We start from the raw sequence: 16,200 nt of genomic DNA, 5'->3' as shown, positions 1-16,200 counted from the left end.
TTCCCAAAAATATTAGTCTTTAATATTTTTATAACCGTTCTATTATATAACATTTAGTAGTCAATTTCTGTATTTTTATACTGAAAATATTGCAAATTAAAGTACTTTAAATATGAAGTACTCCCAATTTATCACCTTTGAATGACTTAAACTTACGCTCTGCTCACTAAAAATCCAATCATTAATGTCTCTGTGACTATCGCTTCAAATAAAAAATCCATAGCTTTCTTTTGTGAAAGCTACAGATTATAAAGCTTCATTCCAAGTTACCGCTTGAATCCTAACACATAATTATGTCACGATTTCAAAGCATCATATGCTCTAATATAATGTACCCAATACCCTTTGGCATCACCATAATAGTTAATGACGCTTTGGATATCTATTGAAGTTGATTGATACAACGCCTGAATTTTATCATTTAATACTTTTTCATTATCAGGAAGATGTTCCATAAAACCAAGACCTCTTAGCATAATGAAGGTAGCACTCCACTTACCAATGCCTTTTATAGTCAGCAATTTATCTTTGACTGCGTCATAATCCCCTTGAGCTAAATCAAACCCATTTTCATGTGCGAAGAAATCAATCACATTTTTAAGATAAGTCGCTTTTTGATGATTATGAATAACCTGTTCGATATCTTCAACAGAAATATGCTTAATGCTAGTTGCTTGTGGAAACGCGATATAGCTTTTATTATTATATGCTATTTGACCCCCAAACGCTTTAGCGAAGTTTTGTTTCATTTTTTTAGCTAAAGGCATAGGCGCTCTTGTTGATAATATCGCCCAGCAAGCATTTTCAAAAGCACTGAGAAATTTCACTTGATGATAGCCATACAAGTCATCAAGAATTGGTTTGAATAATGGATCTTTATTACCCAGTTTATAAAAATGTTCTAAATCATCATCCATACTCAAAAAGAAGCGAAGACGTGCTACTACATGCTGCTCAACTTTATCATTGATATCTTCTTCAGAGTACAATGTATATGCTAATTTTGGAGCGTCGATACTTCCTATAGATTTAAGGGTAAACACAAAATTTTGATGCGCTATTTGAACACCTTTAGTTAGCGACTGTTTAGTTATATCCTGTTCATCGTCAGCAGGCTTAAAACCTTTTAAAAATGCCACACTTTTATTGAAATCAAATGGCTGCTTAGGAAATATATAACCTTCTTTAATATCAGACATCGTATCACCTTCTCCAATTTTATATAATGCAATGTTATTCTTTAAAAATTAACTATTTTATAATATTCCACCAAGGTATTTTCATAATCAACCCTTCTTCTAATGGCGTCCACTTCACTATCGAGCTTAAAAATTCAATCTAAAGATAGAATAAAGCAGTCTGGATAACATTCCAAACTGCTTGTTCTTGTCATATCATTAAACCACTTCAGAACCATGTCAAAAAAACGATACGCTATTATGATTCCTTAACATCTGTATTACGTGAAATCAGTTGGTCTCTAGCATTAAAGAATTGGCCATAACTTAAATAGGTCGCAATTAATGCTGACATAATCGTTGCTGTCGTATGAATAAAGACCACTAACAATTGGAATTTAATTGCTTGTAATGGCGGCACGCCACCAATAATTAAACCAGTCATCATACCAGGAATTGATACTAAACCATATGTTTTCACTGAATCTATCGTTGGCACAATAGCCAAACGAATACTTTCGCGAATCGCACCTTTAGATGCTAATTTAGGTGTTGCTGCTAATGATAGCTTAGACTCGATTTCAGTTCCTTCTTCTACAAAGGCATGATTTAAGTTTTGATAGGCTAGATTAATGGCAATCAAACCATTATTAGCTAACATACCACCAATTGGAATCACTTCATTGGCTGTAAAATGAATGGCACCAGTTGCAATCGTTCCTGCTAATGGTAAAGCCGTACCAATAAAAATAGCCGTAAAGGAAATCCAAAAGACATGATGCATAATTGGTGATGAACGACTAATTGTATTCCATGAAGCATTAATAATAATGACTAAGACACATAGAATAAGTAACCATTTATCATTGATTTTAAAGATGTAATGTAATAAGAAGCCTAAGATGACTAATTGAATGACTGCTCTAATCGTAGCCACCACTAAATCTTTAATAATATGTAAGCCTTCTTTGTACGATATGAAAATAGGTACAATTAATAATAGCGCTGTTAGACAGAGTGCTGTATTACTCATGATGTTTCAGCTCCTCTACTTTTGAAATTTTACCGTCAACAATCGTCATGAGTTTTTGAAAATGTCGCATACTTTGATCATCACTATGTGTAATCCACATGATTGCTACATCTTTATCCGTAGCTAATTTAAAAATGATATCTTCAATTATTTCTTTGTTATGTACATCTAACGCGCTTGTTGATTCATCTAATAGTAACAAATCCGGTATATACATTAACTGTCTCGCAATAGTAATTCTTTGTCGTTCTCCACCTGACATATGTTCTATTTCAGAATCCAAATCATAATGACTCAATCCCACATCTTTAATTAATTGCTTAGCACGTTGCTCATCAAATGAATCATTACGTGCAATGCTAGGGAATTTCAAATTATCGCCAATCGTTTGGCCAAACAAAAAACTATTTTGCATTAAATAGCTAATATGTCGTCTTAATTCTTCAGGATTATAATCACTAAACGCTTTGCCTTTAAAATAAAGTTCCCCACTTGTCGGACTTATCAAGTTACATATTTGCTTTTGCAAAGTACTTTTCCCACTACCTGACGGCCCAACAATAGCAATCGTTTCTCCTTTATCTATTTGTAAATTCATTTTGTCGAGAATTGTCCTGTCTTCTGCTTGATAAACAAGATCTTTTATCTCTAATAACATTTCCTTCACTCCTTTTCGCCCTATCCTGTACCTTATTCCCTATTACCACAATTTAATAACCTTTTTGCTAAAAATTTATCAAAATTTAATATTAAATCGTTTATTAGTGATGCTAAACTTTATTCACAACAAAATAAAAAAGCCTCTAACCCACTCAAGAGTTAAAGGCTAATTAATGATTCAAGCTTACCACATCATTTGGTTATACACGTCATCATTAAGTGAGCGTACAATTTCAGTGACTAGCTTAACTGAATGATTGTAATCATCAACATTCAATACAGATACATTTGAGTGCATATAACGTAATGGCACACCAATTGTAATGGTTGGAATACCTTCATTTGCGACGTGAATACTACCGGCATCTGTACCGCCACCAGGTGTTGTATCCCATTGCACATCAATATGGTGCTTATTAGCGACTTCTTTAATATGTTGACGGAAACCTTGATGTGCGATACTTGTAGCATCCATCATAATCACTAATGGACCTCCACCTAGTTTACTATCACTCGTTTGTCCTGACATTCCAGGTGTGTCGTAAGCAATGCCCACATCAACAGCAATGGCTAGATCAGGTTTCACTGTGTTAGCAGCAACTTTAGCACCTCTTAAACCAACTTCTTCTTGTACAGTCGCACCAGAATATAAATCAATATCAATTTGATCATCTTTCAATTGATTTAAGACATCTATCGCAAGTGCACAGCCATAACGATTATCAAATGCTTTGGCAGTTAAGTATTTATCATTGGCCAACACTTCAAATTCACTATACGGTGTTACCATATTGCCTAATTCGACACCAGCTTTTTCAGCTTCTTCTTTACTATTAACACCAATATCGATAAACATTTGTTTAATATCGATCGGTTGCTTACGTTCTTCAGCAGACAAGACATGTGGTGGTTTAGAGCCAATAATACCTCTAATTTCTTTACCGTCATCAGTTGTAATCGTTACCTTTTGAGACAACATTACTTGATTCCACCAGCCACCAACAGTGTTGAAGAAAATATAGCCATCTTTATCAATCTTAGTGACGATAAATCCGACTTCATCCATATGACCAGAAATCATAATAGAATGTTGACCATTTCGTGCATTTCTTTTACCGAAAATGCCACCTAATTTATCTTCCACTATGCTATCACTAACCGGTTCAATATAGTCACGCATGAGTGATTTAACTTGCATTTCATATCCTGCAATACCATTAACATCTGTTAACTCTTTTAAAAGTTTTACTGAATGATCCATACCGTTTCATCCTCCCAATATCATTATGTTTCTATTGTAACATTGACACTCATTTTGTCGTCTGATTTACACATTTATTTCCCCTTTGTATAACAAATTACACTTTAAAATAATAACTATGAAAAAAATTTCGTTTTAGCAAAATATATTAATAACACCATCTTTAACTAAATGATATAATTTGATTAAACACTAATTATTGAGAGAAGGCGACTCCTTTGAAAAAAATAACTACGCTATTCATTATAATGATCTTATCAGTTGTAACCTTAACAGCTTGTAGTAAAGAACAAACGAAAACATACGAAGGTGATATCAATGGTAAACAAGTGATCACTACCCTAACATATAAAGGTGACGACTTATTAAAACAATCAACCATTGGTACCGTTAAATATGATGATTTAGGTATTGATAAACAAAAAGCTAAAAAATTATTTGCTAAAAATGAAAAAGCTTTTAAAAATTTAAAAGGTACAGATTATAACGTTGATTATAAAAAGAATAAAGCTGTAGAACATATCGATGTTGATTTTAAAGAAGCAAATATTAAAGAACTTAAAAAACGTTTAGGTTATGTATCTCCATCTGATGACGATAGTAAAATTAGTTTCGAAAAAATGGAGAAACAACTCAAACGTAGTGGCTTAACTGAAAAAAGCAATATGAACGATAATTAATATTATGACATAATAAATAGGAAGTTCTAACGTAGTGATTACTGCGATAGAACTTCCTTTGTTATAGTTAACTTGTTAATTTCAATTTGTAATCATGAATCGTTTGTAATTCGCCATCCATTTTACGATAAATAATGTGATCTTCTGTTATATCGGTTGGACTTGATACACCGACTGCTGCAGCAATGTTAAACAAGCCTTCATGTAAACTTGTCACATAATTTGTCACACGATATTGCTTTTCACCAACGATTAATGCTTTTTCTTTTTTCGGATCGGTTGTGGCAACACCCACGGGACACGTGTTCATATGACATTGTTGACTCATAATACATCCAACACTAATCATCATGCCACGAGCAATATTAACAAAATCGGCACCTAAACCTAGGGCAATCGCAATCTTGTCTGGCGTCACTAATTTACCAGACGCGGCAAGTTTAACTTTATCGCGTACACCATATTTTTCAAGCATACCTGCTACAATAGGTAATGCTGTAAATAATGGTAATCCAACACTATCTTGTAGTTCTTGGAATGTAGCACCCGTACCACCTTCACCACCATCTATAGTAATAAAGTTAGGGTACTTATCTAATTTAACCATCGTTTGTACTAACGTTTCAATTTCAGCCACTTTACTGACCACGATTTTAAAGCCAACAGGTTTTTGACCAATATGTTGTAATTTATCCACGAAAGTCATTAAATCTTCGGCATTATGAATAAATTCATAACGGTTAGGTGAATTGATCGTTTTATATGGTTCAACATTACGGATTTTGGCAATTTCTTCATTCACTTTTTCCGCTTCCATATGACCACCACGTGTCTTAGCACCTTGCGCGAGTTTCAATTCAAAAGCACGTACATTGTCCATTTTTGCTACGTCGCCAAATAGTTCATCGCTAAAGTTACCCGCTTTATCTCTAACACCAAATAATCCAGGTCCAATTTGGAAAATAATATCCCCGTTACCTTTCAAATGATATTCTGATAAACCACCTTCTCCAGTGTTCATCCATGTACCCGCTTTGGCCAAACCTTTAGATAACGCTGTGATAGCATTTTTACCTAAAGCACCGTAACTCATGCCAGACTGTCCAACTAAGCGTTTCATTTTAAATGGATGTTGTAAATTCGGTCCTAAAATAATAGCATGGTCATCACTTAAAAAGAATGGATCCACTTCCATTGGTGCACGATACTCTTCACGACTAAATAAACGTTCATTGGCAATTTTATAAATAAACGTCGAAATCAATGTGTTATTATCAATTGCTAATTCATGACGTTGCATTGGAAACATCGTATTTTGTATATAAAAACCATCTTCATAATTCATTGTTGTACCAAAACTTGTCATACGAGAATTATATTTGCCCGCTAAAACGATATGTTTATACTCATTACGAGAAAATGGTTTCCCATCATTGTCTCCTGAGAATAAATACTGACGTAATTCTGGTCCTATTTTTTCTGATATATATCTAATACGTGCTAACAATGGATAGTTTCTAAGCACACTATGTTGCGACTGTCTTTTATCTTTTATAAGCCAAATTAGACCTATAACCATAACAGTTAATAAAAAGCCAACAACCAGAATGTTAACTATAAATTGCATGACTGTAAGGAACGCCATCACAATTCCCTCCCCCAAAATTTTCAATTCATCACTATGATACACCTTACACAACAAAATACAATGAAAGCGATTAAATTTTTATGATTATTTTTATTGTCGACAGTCATTTTTATGTATAATGCATATAATTTCTCGATATTACATGATAAAGTAACGATATATAACTTAAATTTAAGAGGTGCACAATGTCACATCCACATAAATCCAAGCAGCAAAGTCTATCACCATCTTCACGACTTTATAAACGTGACTTTTTCTTTATAATCATTTATATTGCATTGCTTATCTTAGTGCCAATTATTGTTGTTTTTGGAACGTTAGGGTTAACTGCAGCAATTACACAACAACCGCCAAATGATTCATTATTTCCAATTACTTTAAGCGTCAGTATATTAATAGCGCAAGTTATCGCACTAGTCATTTTTTATAAAATGCATCAATCATATGTTAAATCTTATTTACAACAACAAGTGATGCACAGTCGTATCAGCCATACTAAGTGGCGCCTTGTCATAGTCACGCTCATCGTCATTGCAATATTAAGTGTCATTCAGTTATTATCTCAATTCTCGCCAATACACATTCTTGATTTATCTACAACTTCATATGCATCAGTCATCATGCATTCTAAATTAGCAATGCTTGCCGTAGGTCTATCTACCATCATTGTCAAACCGATGCTCGATCAACTCATTTTCCGATATATATTCATTCATGAATTAGCTAAAAAGTTTCCTTTACGTCTGATGATTGCTTTATCCATACTCTGTGAAGTCGTCGTTCAAAGCTATCATGTCGATTCAATTGTTGATGTCATACCTTGGTTGATTATAGCTAGTGGCGCAACATATCTTTACATATCATCTCATTACAATCTCATCGTTAGTTATTACTACCAAGTGTCGATTGAAATTTTCAAATTAATACTACTTTTGATTGTGCTTCGCTAATCAATTATAGCTATGCAAATTAGACGTTGATACTAGTAGTCAATCATTAACATTCAGTTGATATAAATATAACAATCAACGTTAAAAAAACGCTTATCACTACGTTCCACATCATGTGTTGGTAGTGATAAGCGTTATTTTTGGTTCTTTATCAAATAGGACTGTTATCCCATTTTGTCAGATTCTTCACTTTTCATTCCTCATTCCTAAAAGCACATGAACCTTACTTTGCCATTCTACTAAATTCTATTTATGATCAATAATATTTTTGTTGTACGTCAATAATTCACCGTCTTCAGGTGCTACGACTCTGTTAGATAAATCGTGATCATCTAAAAAGGCACGTAAATCCTTACGAGATAGCGCCCAATGATTGACTGCTTCCATATGCACAACAGCAATCTGAGCTAATGGCAATGTTTGCGCAACTTTTAAAATGTCTTGTTCATCCATCACCAGTGGTCCACCTTCATAAAACTGATTAGCACCACCATTTAACACAACGACATCTGGTGTATATGTTTTAAGTGCTTGTTCCACACCATCAAACCATACCGTATCTGCCGCTATATATAACGTTGGTTCATCTTCATGTTTCAATACAACGCCATGGACATCACCAGTCATTTTAAGTATGTCACCATGACCATGTTGTGCTTCTGTTTTATACATTTCAACCTCACCTAAGTGTGTCACTTCATTAAAGACGGACACATTAGTGAAACCATATTCTTCGACTTCTTTAGCATCATGTTCGTTTTGTGTATAAATTTTAATATCTTTTGGCAATACTTCTACTGCTTTGTTATCAAAATGATCAACATGTAAATGCGTGAGTAACACAACATCTGTTTGTTCTAGTATATCTTCGATTGACATGGGTAACGCTACTAATGGATTAAACTCATCTTGTCGTGGTGAATTAGGAAATGGTGCGAGTGTCCCTTTATCACTCAACATTGGATCAACTAAAATATGTTGTCCTGCGTACTCAATGATAGCTGTTGAATTTCTTAAATGTCTAATATTCATGACAATACCCCCGTAAATTAGACTATCATTTATCATAGACTAATTATTATTTATGCATAATACATATATAGTATACCTTTTTACAACTTATAAATAACGCAATCTGTTTGAAAACATTATTTATTAAATCAATCTAGTCAATCGTCTTCTTCCAACTATCATCACTTAACATTTCACCTGGCCATGTATAAGCCATAACACCACCATCGATTCTAATCGTTTCACCTGTGATAAATGAACTATCATCTGACGCTAAAAATGCAACAAGTTTCGCGACTTCTTCCGGTCTACCTAAACGTCCAAGTGGTGTCATCCATTTTTGATTTTCTCTAAATGTTCGACCTGCTTCGTCCTCAGCGGTACCTGTCAATTCATCTACTAATGGTGTTTCAATTGTTCCAGGTGCAATCGCATTCGCACGTATACCATCTCTACCATATTCAATGGCAATAGATTTTGTGAAGTTAATGACTGCTCCTTTAGCTGCATTATAACCAGAGCGATTTAAATCTGCTGCTTGTCCTGAAAATGAAGCAGTATTAACAATAGCGCCACCTTGTGTCATCATTAATGGTAGTAATAATTTTGTCATTAAAAATGTACCACGCATATCTACATTCATGATTTTGTCATATACCTCAATCGGATATTCATGAATTCTGCCTGCAGCATTATCAACACCTGCATTATTAAATAATACATCAACGTGACCATAACGACGCTCAACTTCATTGACAAAGCTTTCAACTTGTTGATCATCTGAAACATCCACATTATACGCTGTTGCTTGTCCACCTTGTTCTTTAATATCTTCAACTGTTTGTGCTAATTGATCTGAAATATCTACAGCTAAGACATGCGCACCATCAAGCGCTAACTGCATAGCAGAGGCTTGTCCAATGCCAGTACTTGCACCAGTTACAATAGCAATTTTATTTTCTAAACGTTTCACGCAACAACACTCCAATTTATGACTTATTTTAATACTCACATGTTCTGTTCCACTATATTCATACTCTTAAACGTCCTTGCTAAAAGTAGCTCAATAATCCAAGCGACATATGGCTCAATTAAGCATCAATAATTTAAAGTTCTTTTCCGAATCGGACTGATATACAATTATTTATTTTTGTTTATTAGTCTTAAAATTTAGAGAACCTAATTTAACAGACACGACCCAATTGTCAATTTATGACAGTGAGTCGTGCCTTATTCAACTTATCTATTTTGTCTACTAATAGTAGCTAGGGAACAAGCAGAAATTTATTTCGTAGCTCCAAAGTCGCAGTCACATCTTAATAGAATTGTTCGCCAATAATATTAAGTCTATTCCAACTACTGATTTGATTAATAATAAATACGAGTTCAATGATTTCTTTTTCACTATAAAATTCTTTTAATGATTCAAGAATATCGAACTTTTTAAATTCTTTTACCGTATTTAGCTTTTCAGCAAATTCTAAAGTTATACGTTCTTTATCTGTAAATAAATCTAAATGATTATAACTACGTACTTCATCTATTTTCATTTGAGTCACGCCAAGTTCTTTTAACTCTTTTTTATGCAAATTAATGCAATAGTTACAGCCATTAATTTTTGAAATTAGCAATTTAATTAATGCTGCTAATTCATCACTGACTGTACATTGGTGAATATGTTCTTCACCTTGATTCATGATTGACATGATTTCTGTATTACCTTCTGTATAATGATATGTCATTTTAATCACTCCTTGTTTCTTTCTACAAGCCTAAAATATCGTAATAATTACTATAAATCTATACACATATATAACAATTAATAAAACTGTAAAAACTTCTTTTAAAAAAGTAATTATTACGATGACTTACTCTACCCCTTTTCTATCATTTTAGTCACTTTTTTATAAAATTTATTCTTAAAAACGATTTTGGAGTGTAAGCGTTATACAACCTATATTATAGGGGATTAGCGAAGTCGATGATGACTGACTACTATGGCTGCTTGTATGTCAGCGATTTATTTGTTCAATAATTGTTCTACCGCTTCAGCAACTTGTTTAGGTGATTGTGGGTTCTGTCCGGTAACTAGTCTGTTATCTACTTTGACGTATGGTCTAAATGGCACAAGTGCTTTACTATAACGCGCATGATGTTTTTTTAATTCACTTTCCAATTTAAAAGGAACGAGATTGTTACGATTAGCTAATATTTCTTCAGTATTTGAAAATCCAGTTACATGTTTACCATCAATAAAATATTTACCACTATCCATAGTGACATTTAATAACGCTGACACCCCGTGACAAACAGCTGATACAATGCCACCTTGTTTATAAATGGTTTTAATTGCCTGTTGAATCGCGTTATTTTCTGGGAAATCAAACATCACACCGTGACCACCAGTAAAGTATATAACATCATAATGCTCAGGAACTGCTTCACTTAATGGTTTAGAATTAGCTAGCATCGTCATAAATTGCTCATCTTGATAATATTGTTTAGTCACTTTGTCTAACATTAAGCGACCTAAGCTAACTGGATCAATAGGTGTGTGACCACCTTGAATACTAAAGACATCAATATGATGATCACTATTGTTAAAATGATCATAAAAATGTACTAATTCACCTAACCATAAACCTGTTGACTTAGTCGTACCTTCAAAATGGTCATAACTTGTATCAACAATCATTATTTTTGCCATTGTCATCGCTCCTTGTTATCAATTTTAATCATTCAACACTTTACTTATACCCTCTTCAAACGTCGTCACTTTAAAATCTGGAAATCTTTGTTTAAATTTATTAGATTTAAAAATGTTGTCATATCGATATCTTGGTAATAATTCCATCAATTCTTTAACTGGCTGACTAAAGCGGCTAGCTATTTTAAAGACCCACATAGGTAGCACCGTATAGTTAATTGTTTTGTTTAAACTATTTTCCGCTATCGTAATGATTGTTTCATAAGTCACACTTCTATCTGTAGGTAAATGCCACGTCTGACCATAGGCATCTGGAGTATTCGCTAATAAGACAATGGCTCTACTTGCATCTGGTGTCCATATTAATGTACGTAAGACCTTATCACTGACAGGAATAAAAGCACGTTTGCCTGCTTTAATACGATTAAAAACTAATGAATTCGTAAAACTTTGTGTCTTATCTGGACCGTAAAATTCAGGTGCTCGTGCTATTAATGTAGTTAGCTTATGATTGTTCATTGCCTCAAGTAATTGTTGTGCCATATGACCACGCACTGTTGATTTACGTCCGACTGGATGGAATCGGCTATTTTCTACCTGAGCGTCAGCGTTTTTATCATACATATACGTATTATCAAAAAATGCTAATTTACTATTTGTCGTTTCACAAGCCTTAATAACATTGTCTAACATGATTGGAAAGCGTTCCTCCCACATTGCTGAATCAGCTGGCATACCTACTGCAAAATAAACGATATCACTACCAGAAATCGCTCGTAATGTGTCTTCGTAGTTCATCAAATCGGCTGCCACTAATTCATCCGTATCATGAATTTTCTTCGGCTTTCTACCCACTAAACGAATATCCTTGGTATAATGACGATAAATTTCGTCAGCAATTTCGTGACCTATTTGTCCATTACTTCCTAATACAGTTTGCATTATATGTTCCTCCATCTATTTATGGTATAACTTCAAAGTTAACTCATTATCCCGAAATATTGACTCACAACACAGACTGCTCAGTCGATTATTTTTGTTAACTGACATGTTATTGGGATTACACTTAAAATCACATTTATGGTTTGTGAAAAAGTGAACCAACCATCTTGAGCTGATTCACTTTTAAGTAAAGTTTATATTTTTAATTTCAAGATAACTTTATTTATTACACTGGTCTTACTGTAATTTCATTAACATTGACATGTTTCGGTTGTGTTAAGGCATAAAGTACTGCTTCTGCAATATCTTGTGGTTCTAATTTCTTACGGTCTGTTGGATTATAAGCAGCCGTAATTGCTGTATCAACCATACCTGGTGAAATACTTGTTGCTTTAACGCCTGTTTTGGCTAATTCTTTTTCTAAGCCTTGCGTAATCGTATGAATAGCCGCTTTTGTCGCACTGTAAATCGCACTAGATTTCGTCACTTCAAACCCTGAAATAGATGCGATATTAATAATATGACCACTAGATTGTTCAAGCATATGAGGTAACGCTGCTTGGGTTGCATATAGCGTTCCTTTGATATTAACATCAATCATACTGTCCCATTGCTCAACTTGATAGTCTGTAATTTTAGAAGATAGCATTTGCCCTGCACTATTAACAACAATATCCAAGCCACCAAACGTTTCTTTAGCAATTTGAATCAATTCATCTACACTATCTTTATTCGTAACATCTGTTGGTACAACTTTCACTTTATCTTGTGATAATTGATTAGCAACACTTTGTAATTTGTACTCGTTACGTCCCGCAATCACTACTTTAACGCCTTCTTCATGTAACATTGTTGCAATTGCTTCTCCGATACCACTACCTGCACCTGTAATGACTGCGACTTTATCTGTTAACATTGCCATAGTTATCTTCTCCTTTGTTTAAAAAGTATAAAAGTTTCTATACTTTAAATTGAACAATTAAGTTATTTGTTATGTGTTAGAGTAACATAATTATTTTGTCGGTTATACTAAACAGACTTTGACAGGGAAAGAATCGAGCATTACCAGATAGAAAATAGTTATTATAATGATGCTGTGAAAATGAAAAATTGTGTAGTTTTAATATGTGTAAACCAATGACAGCAGTATGGCTTTCTGTCATTAACTTTAGACAAATTAATTTTATTTTTAAAAATATTTAAAAAGTGTAACTTCATCATTGTAAAAAATGAAAGTTAGTTATAAAGTTAAATATACGTATCATATTTGGGCATATGATAAAAGGAGGGTATCAACATTGACTTATCACGATCGCGTCTTAGCGCTAAGAGCTGAAAGTAAACGTACAGCATTTGAATTTCGTTTCGAAGATTTATTTACGAACGAAGAATGGTTAAATATGTCAATTGCTGACAGACAAAAAGCTGAAAAAGCATTCCGTCACGAAGTTGCTAAAATGGACGATGTAAGAATGCCATTTTCTAGCGCACATGATGCACAAGTTAAATTATATAATGTCGTTTACGCATATAATGGTATTAAACGAAACTTTAAACAAGTTGAAAATGAAGGATTTTAAGTCATATTAACTAAATATAGTTGTCTTTTTCTCAAATTGGACTGATACATAATTATTCACTTTTTATTTATCAATCCTAAAAAAGATAGAAAATCATGTAACTTAAGTCATCATTTAAAATGAACATACTAAAGCCCACATCCAACACAGGATGTGGGCTTTGTCGTTCCAGATTTGTGGGGAGTTAGGGTTTACTTAATTAAAGGGGTCTGCCCTCAATTGCTCACCAACGAGGGCAAGTTACATCACAATAACTTTACTTCTACAATTTGTCGTGATTAGGGGTCAAATCAATGACAAATTTCCTAGCTTGCAACTAGGGACTTACGTTCCATTGCATAATGATATAAACGTTCTGCATCTATATATGGCATAGAATCAATAGTTAGATATCCTGCTTTGATATCTCCAATTAACCCTTGACTTATACCAGTGTGAACGTAAATATCATAGCAACTTACATCTGAGAAAATTAAAGTTTCAATTTCTTTTCTCATATCAATCACTCCAATATTTATATAATGTTTTTATATAAACTCTCTCGTCTCTCTACATTTCTTATATTACATGATTTATAAAATAAATAAAGGGATTTGTGATGTTTTTCACAAATTTATCACTATTTTTGAAAAATATAGCATTAACGAATTATATGTAAGTTTAATTTAAATAATAATATGGTAAAATAATACTGTTCTTTAGACATTAAAAGCGTCTTATATGACACAAAGTGTTTCACACACTAAGTACATATAGGACGCTATTTATATTATTCAATTGCACTTGAATGCCAGTTATGCATTTTCTTAATCAATCAAGTGAATAAGACAGACATCAATTTTATAGAAAATTTATGTCGTAACCCCACCCCGGTGAGATTAACTAGATTTGTACAACGTTGATTTATCAACTTTTTGAAAACTAGACACTTACTGCCAAATACTTACTTTTAAGCGCAAAGCGCTTTTTATCCCAGTCTTATTAAACTATTATTGTTTTTTGTACTCCTCATTTACCTTCTCAACTTTATCTCCAATTTTCATTTTATTAATAGTTAACTTTTCACCATCAAGTTTGTATTTCAATTTCAATTCCATACCACTATCGCTTGATCCTTCAAATGACCCATCATCTTTAAAAGTCATGATATTCTTATTTTTATCGACAGTACCATTTATAGTGGTAGGACTGCCTGTAAATTCACTTGTCATTTTCACCTTATCATCTTTTACTGTTATTGTTTCATCACCTTCCTTGGCTTTATATGTACCTTCTAGTTTATTACCACACGCAGCTAATACAAAAAGCAAACATAAACTTAACGCTAATAATTTCTTCATATTATTACTCCCCTAACATTTATAAAATAATTTTTTGTTAGACTGAAGTTGTTAAGTAGGTAGTGTTAAAAATTAATGATTAATATTAAGAAATGATACACACTACATATTTAAAACAACAAAAGCCCACCACTCACCTCATTATAAATAAACACAAGGTCATAAAATGTCCTCGAGGGAAATAATGTTAAGGATGATGTTTAAAGATTAATCAACAGTCTAAGTATTACAGTTAACTAAAAAACATCTCAGTCATGATTTCAATTTCACGACCGAGATGTTGATTGTATAGAAACAATTACGAACTATATATTATCATTGCTATGCTCAAAATTTGAATATATTTTTTATCTTTCTATATTTTGTCCTTGTATATGATTTGCTAGGTTAGCAAACTTAATTTTTAATGATGCGCAATCATTAAAAATGGTTGATGAATCCATGACTTGAAAATGAATATGCGGCTCTGAAGAGTTACCAGAATTGCCGCATTTTCCAAGAATAGTTGATTCATTTATTTTTTCACCAGGTGAAACTAAAATTGAATGCTGTTTGAAGTGAGCAATTAAACTATACTCATTTTCATCATGTCTAATTATTACGTAATTTCCAAAAGGATGATCAGTATCAGTCTCACCTATTTTATTATCTTTCATGGTACTTCTTGTATCAACAACTATTCCTTTTTGAGGCGCTAATACATTTTCTCCATATGCATAGTAGTCTTCGTTAGTTTCACCTTTATTAAAGTAACTCTTATCTTTCTTTGCAATTACTAGATCGAAGGCATATTGTTGGCTTAATACATCATTATGGTAATTCAATAATTTATTATTTCCACCCCATATGATCGTCCATATTTTATCTATAGGCATATAATATTTTAACTTAGTAGACTTATCTTTATTTTTTGGTGTAAACTCACCTAAATATAATCCAACTATTTCATTATCTTTATTAATTGTTATTGAGATGCCTTGTGAGTCTTTATTACTTACAAAGACACAATATTTTATATCATTATTTATAAAAGAAGAAAATAATTTATGTTCTTTAGATTTATAACTATATATCACTTTTTTAAGTTCTTTCCTGCTTATAGCTTCACGAAATTCTTTTGAAAAATTTTTATATAAATATTTATACTTGTTTTCTTCAATACACTGAACAAATATATTTTCAATATTTGTCAATATTATCGCTCCTATGC

The 16,200-nt window shown here is 32.8% G+C and carries 17 protein-coding genes; 3 read left to right on the top strand and 14 right to left on the bottom strand.

Annotation, left to right across the window (positions count from 1 at the left end; translation table 11 throughout):
- Positions 1-296 precede the first annotated feature (296 nt).
- The 4 genes from CD113_RS02305 to CD113_RS02290 all read right to left on the bottom strand — a co-directional run bounded on the left by CD113_RS02305 (position 297) and on the right by CD113_RS02290 (position 4,132).
- Positions 297-1,199, bottom strand: coding sequence for a DNA-3-methyladenine glycosylase family protein (locus CD113_RS02305; protein WP_002463289.1), 903 nt, complete (start codon positions 1,197-1,199; stop codon positions 297-299).
- Positions 1,200-1,437: 238 nt separating this feature from the next.
- Positions 1,438-2,211: an ABC transporter permease gene (locus CD113_RS02300; protein ID WP_002463292.1), complete on the bottom strand. Its 774-nt coding sequence runs from the start codon at positions 2,209-2,211 to the stop codon at positions 1,438-1,440.
- Positions 2,204-2,869, bottom strand: a complete 666-nt coding sequence (locus CD113_RS02295) for an ABC transporter ATP-binding protein (RefSeq protein ID WP_002463295.1) — start codon at positions 2,867-2,869, stop codon at positions 2,204-2,206. The genes CD113_RS02300 and CD113_RS02295 overlap by 8 nt, the downstream gene beginning before the upstream one ends.
- A 186-nt stretch (positions 2,870-3,055) precedes the next feature.
- Positions 3,056-4,132 (bottom strand): M42 family metallopeptidase, encoded by a 1,077-nt coding sequence (locus CD113_RS02290; protein WP_002463296.1) that lies wholly within the window; start codon positions 4,130-4,132, stop codon positions 3,056-3,058.
- Positions 4,133-4,350: 218 nt separating this feature from the next.
- Between CD113_RS02290 and CD113_RS02285 the strand changes: the two genes are divergently transcribed.
- Positions 4,351-4,812, top strand: a complete 462-nt coding sequence (locus CD113_RS02285) for a YehR family lipoprotein (RefSeq protein ID WP_002463298.1) — start codon at positions 4,351-4,353, stop codon at positions 4,810-4,812.
- A gap of 67 nt (positions 4,813-4,879) precedes the next feature.
- On the opposite strand, the gene CD113_RS02280 is transcribed toward CD113_RS02285, so the two are convergent.
- Complete coding sequence (locus tag CD113_RS02280) at positions 4,880-6,457, bottom strand: FMN-binding glutamate synthase family protein (RefSeq protein WP_002463300.1); 1,578 nt, start codon at positions 6,455-6,457, stop codon at positions 4,880-4,882.
- A 188-nt stretch (positions 6,458-6,645) separates the two neighbouring features.
- On the opposite strand from CD113_RS02280, the gene lnsB reads away from it, so the two are divergent.
- The gene (gene lnsB, locus CD113_RS02275; RefSeq protein ID WP_002463302.1) at positions 6,646-7,410 is read left to right on the top strand and encodes a CPBP family lipoprotein N-acylation protein LnsB; all 765 of its coding nucleotides are present in this window, start codon (positions 6,646-6,648) and stop codon (positions 7,408-7,410) included.
- 246 nt (positions 7,411-7,656) lie between these two features.
- Here lnsB and CD113_RS02270 read toward each other — a convergent pair whose 3' ends face one another.
- The 6 genes from CD113_RS02270 to CD113_RS02245 all read right to left on the bottom strand — a co-directional run bounded on the left by CD113_RS02270 (position 7,657) and on the right by CD113_RS02245 (position 12,992).
- Positions 7,657-8,442, bottom strand: coding sequence for an MBL fold metallo-hydrolase (locus CD113_RS02270; protein ID WP_002463304.1), 786 nt, complete (start codon positions 8,440-8,442; stop codon positions 7,657-7,659).
- Positions 8,443-8,575: 133 nt separating this feature from the next.
- Positions 8,576-9,394: an SDR family oxidoreductase gene (locus tag CD113_RS02265; protein ID WP_002463306.1), complete on the bottom strand. Its 819-nt coding sequence runs from the start codon at positions 9,392-9,394 to the stop codon at positions 8,576-8,578.
- Between the two features lie 343 nt (positions 9,395-9,737).
- Positions 9,738-10,163 (bottom strand): carboxymuconolactone decarboxylase family protein, encoded by a 426-nt coding sequence (locus tag CD113_RS02260; RefSeq protein ID WP_002463308.1) that lies wholly within the window; start codon positions 10,161-10,163, stop codon positions 9,738-9,740.
- A 278-nt stretch (positions 10,164-10,441) separates the two neighbouring features.
- Positions 10,442-11,128 (bottom strand): type 1 glutamine amidotransferase domain-containing protein, encoded by a 687-nt coding sequence (locus tag CD113_RS02255; RefSeq protein ID WP_002463310.1) that lies wholly within the window; start codon positions 11,126-11,128, stop codon positions 10,442-10,444.
- Between the two features lie 24 nt (positions 11,129-11,152).
- The gene (locus tag CD113_RS02250; protein WP_002463312.1) at positions 11,153-12,070 is read right to left on the bottom strand and encodes an NAD-dependent epimerase/dehydratase family protein; all 918 of its coding nucleotides are present in this window, start codon (positions 12,068-12,070) and stop codon (positions 11,153-11,155) included.
- Between the two features lie 226 nt (positions 12,071-12,296).
- Complete coding sequence (locus CD113_RS02245; protein ID WP_002463315.1) at positions 12,297-12,992, bottom strand: SDR family oxidoreductase; 696 nt, start codon at positions 12,990-12,992, stop codon at positions 12,297-12,299.
- 376 nt (positions 12,993-13,368) lie between these two features.
- Between CD113_RS02245 and CD113_RS02240 the strand changes: the two genes are divergently transcribed.
- Positions 13,369-13,650: a single-stranded DNA-binding protein gene (locus CD113_RS02240; protein WP_002463316.1), complete on the top strand. Its 282-nt coding sequence runs from the start codon at positions 13,369-13,371 to the stop codon at positions 13,648-13,650.
- A gap of 305 nt (positions 13,651-13,955) precedes the next feature.
- Here CD113_RS02240 and CD113_RS02235 read toward each other — a convergent pair whose 3' ends face one another.
- The 3 genes from CD113_RS02235 to CD113_RS02225 form a co-directional block, all read right to left on the bottom strand.
- Positions 13,956-14,147 carry a hypothetical protein gene (locus tag CD113_RS02235; protein ID WP_002463318.1) on the bottom strand — a complete coding sequence of 64 codons (192 nt, stop codon included), beginning with the start codon at positions 14,145-14,147 and terminating at the stop codon, positions 13,956-13,958.
- A gap of 492 nt (positions 14,148-14,639) precedes the next feature.
- The gene (locus CD113_RS02230) at positions 14,640-14,990 is read right to left on the bottom strand and encodes a hypothetical protein (protein ID WP_002463320.1); all 351 of its coding nucleotides are present in this window, start codon (positions 14,988-14,990) and stop codon (positions 14,640-14,642) included.
- Positions 14,991-15,337: 347 nt separating this feature from the next.
- On the bottom strand, positions 15,338-16,183 hold the full coding sequence (locus tag CD113_RS02225) for a M23 family metallopeptidase (protein ID WP_002463322.1): 846 nt from the start codon (positions 16,181-16,183) through the stop codon (positions 15,338-15,340).
- Positions 16,184-16,200: the final 17 nt, after the last annotated feature.

The sequence above is a fragment of the Staphylococcus simiae genome (genome assembly GCF_002902085.1).
GTDB lineage: Bacteria > Bacillota > Bacilli > Staphylococcales > Staphylococcaceae > Staphylococcus > Staphylococcus simiae.
This window is presented reverse-complemented; position numbering and strand designations above follow the sequence as displayed.

Coding starts and splice junctions, on each gene's coding strand:
- CD113_RS02305 (WP_002463289.1), bottom strand. CDS start 1,199: ATGTCTGATATTAAAGAAGGTTATATATTTCCTAAGCAGCCATTTGAT.
- CD113_RS02300 (WP_002463292.1), bottom strand. CDS start 2,211: ATGAGTAATACAGCACTCTGTCTAACAGCGCTATTATTAATTGTACCT.
- CD113_RS02295 (WP_002463295.1), bottom strand. CDS start 2,869: ATGTTATTAGAGATAAAAGATCTTGTTTATCAAGCAGAAGACAGGACA.
- CD113_RS02290 (WP_002463296.1), bottom strand. CDS start 4,132: ATGGATCATTCAGTAAAACTTTTAAAAGAGTTAACAGATGTTAATGGT.
- CD113_RS02280 (WP_002463300.1), bottom strand. CDS start 6,457: ATGGCGTTCCTTACAGTCATGCAATTTATAGTTAACATTCTGGTTGTT.
- lnsB (WP_002463302.1), top strand. CDS start 6,646: ATGTCACATCCACATAAATCCAAGCAGCAAAGTCTATCACCATCTTCA.
- CD113_RS02270 (WP_002463304.1), bottom strand. CDS start 8,442: ATGAATATTAGACATTTAAGAAATTCAACAGCTATCATTGAGTACGCA.
- CD113_RS02260 (WP_002463308.1), bottom strand. CDS start 10,163: ATGACATATCATTATACAGAAGGTAATACAGAAATCATGTCAATCATG.
- CD113_RS02255 (WP_002463310.1), bottom strand. CDS start 11,128: ATGGCAAAAATAATGATTGTTGATACAAGTTATGACCATTTTGAAGGT.
- CD113_RS02250 (WP_002463312.1), bottom strand. CDS start 12,070: ATGCAAACTGTATTAGGAAGTAATGGACAAATAGGTCACGAAATTGCT.
- CD113_RS02245 (WP_002463315.1), bottom strand. CDS start 12,992: ATGGCAATGTTAACAGATAAAGTCGCAGTCATTACAGGTGCAGGTAGT.
- CD113_RS02235 (WP_002463318.1), bottom strand. CDS start 14,147: ATGAGAAAAGAAATTGAAACTTTAATTTTCTCAGATGTAAGTTGCTAT.
- CD113_RS02230 (WP_002463320.1), bottom strand. CDS start 14,990: ATGAAGAAATTATTAGCGTTAAGTTTATGTTTGCTTTTTGTATTAGCT.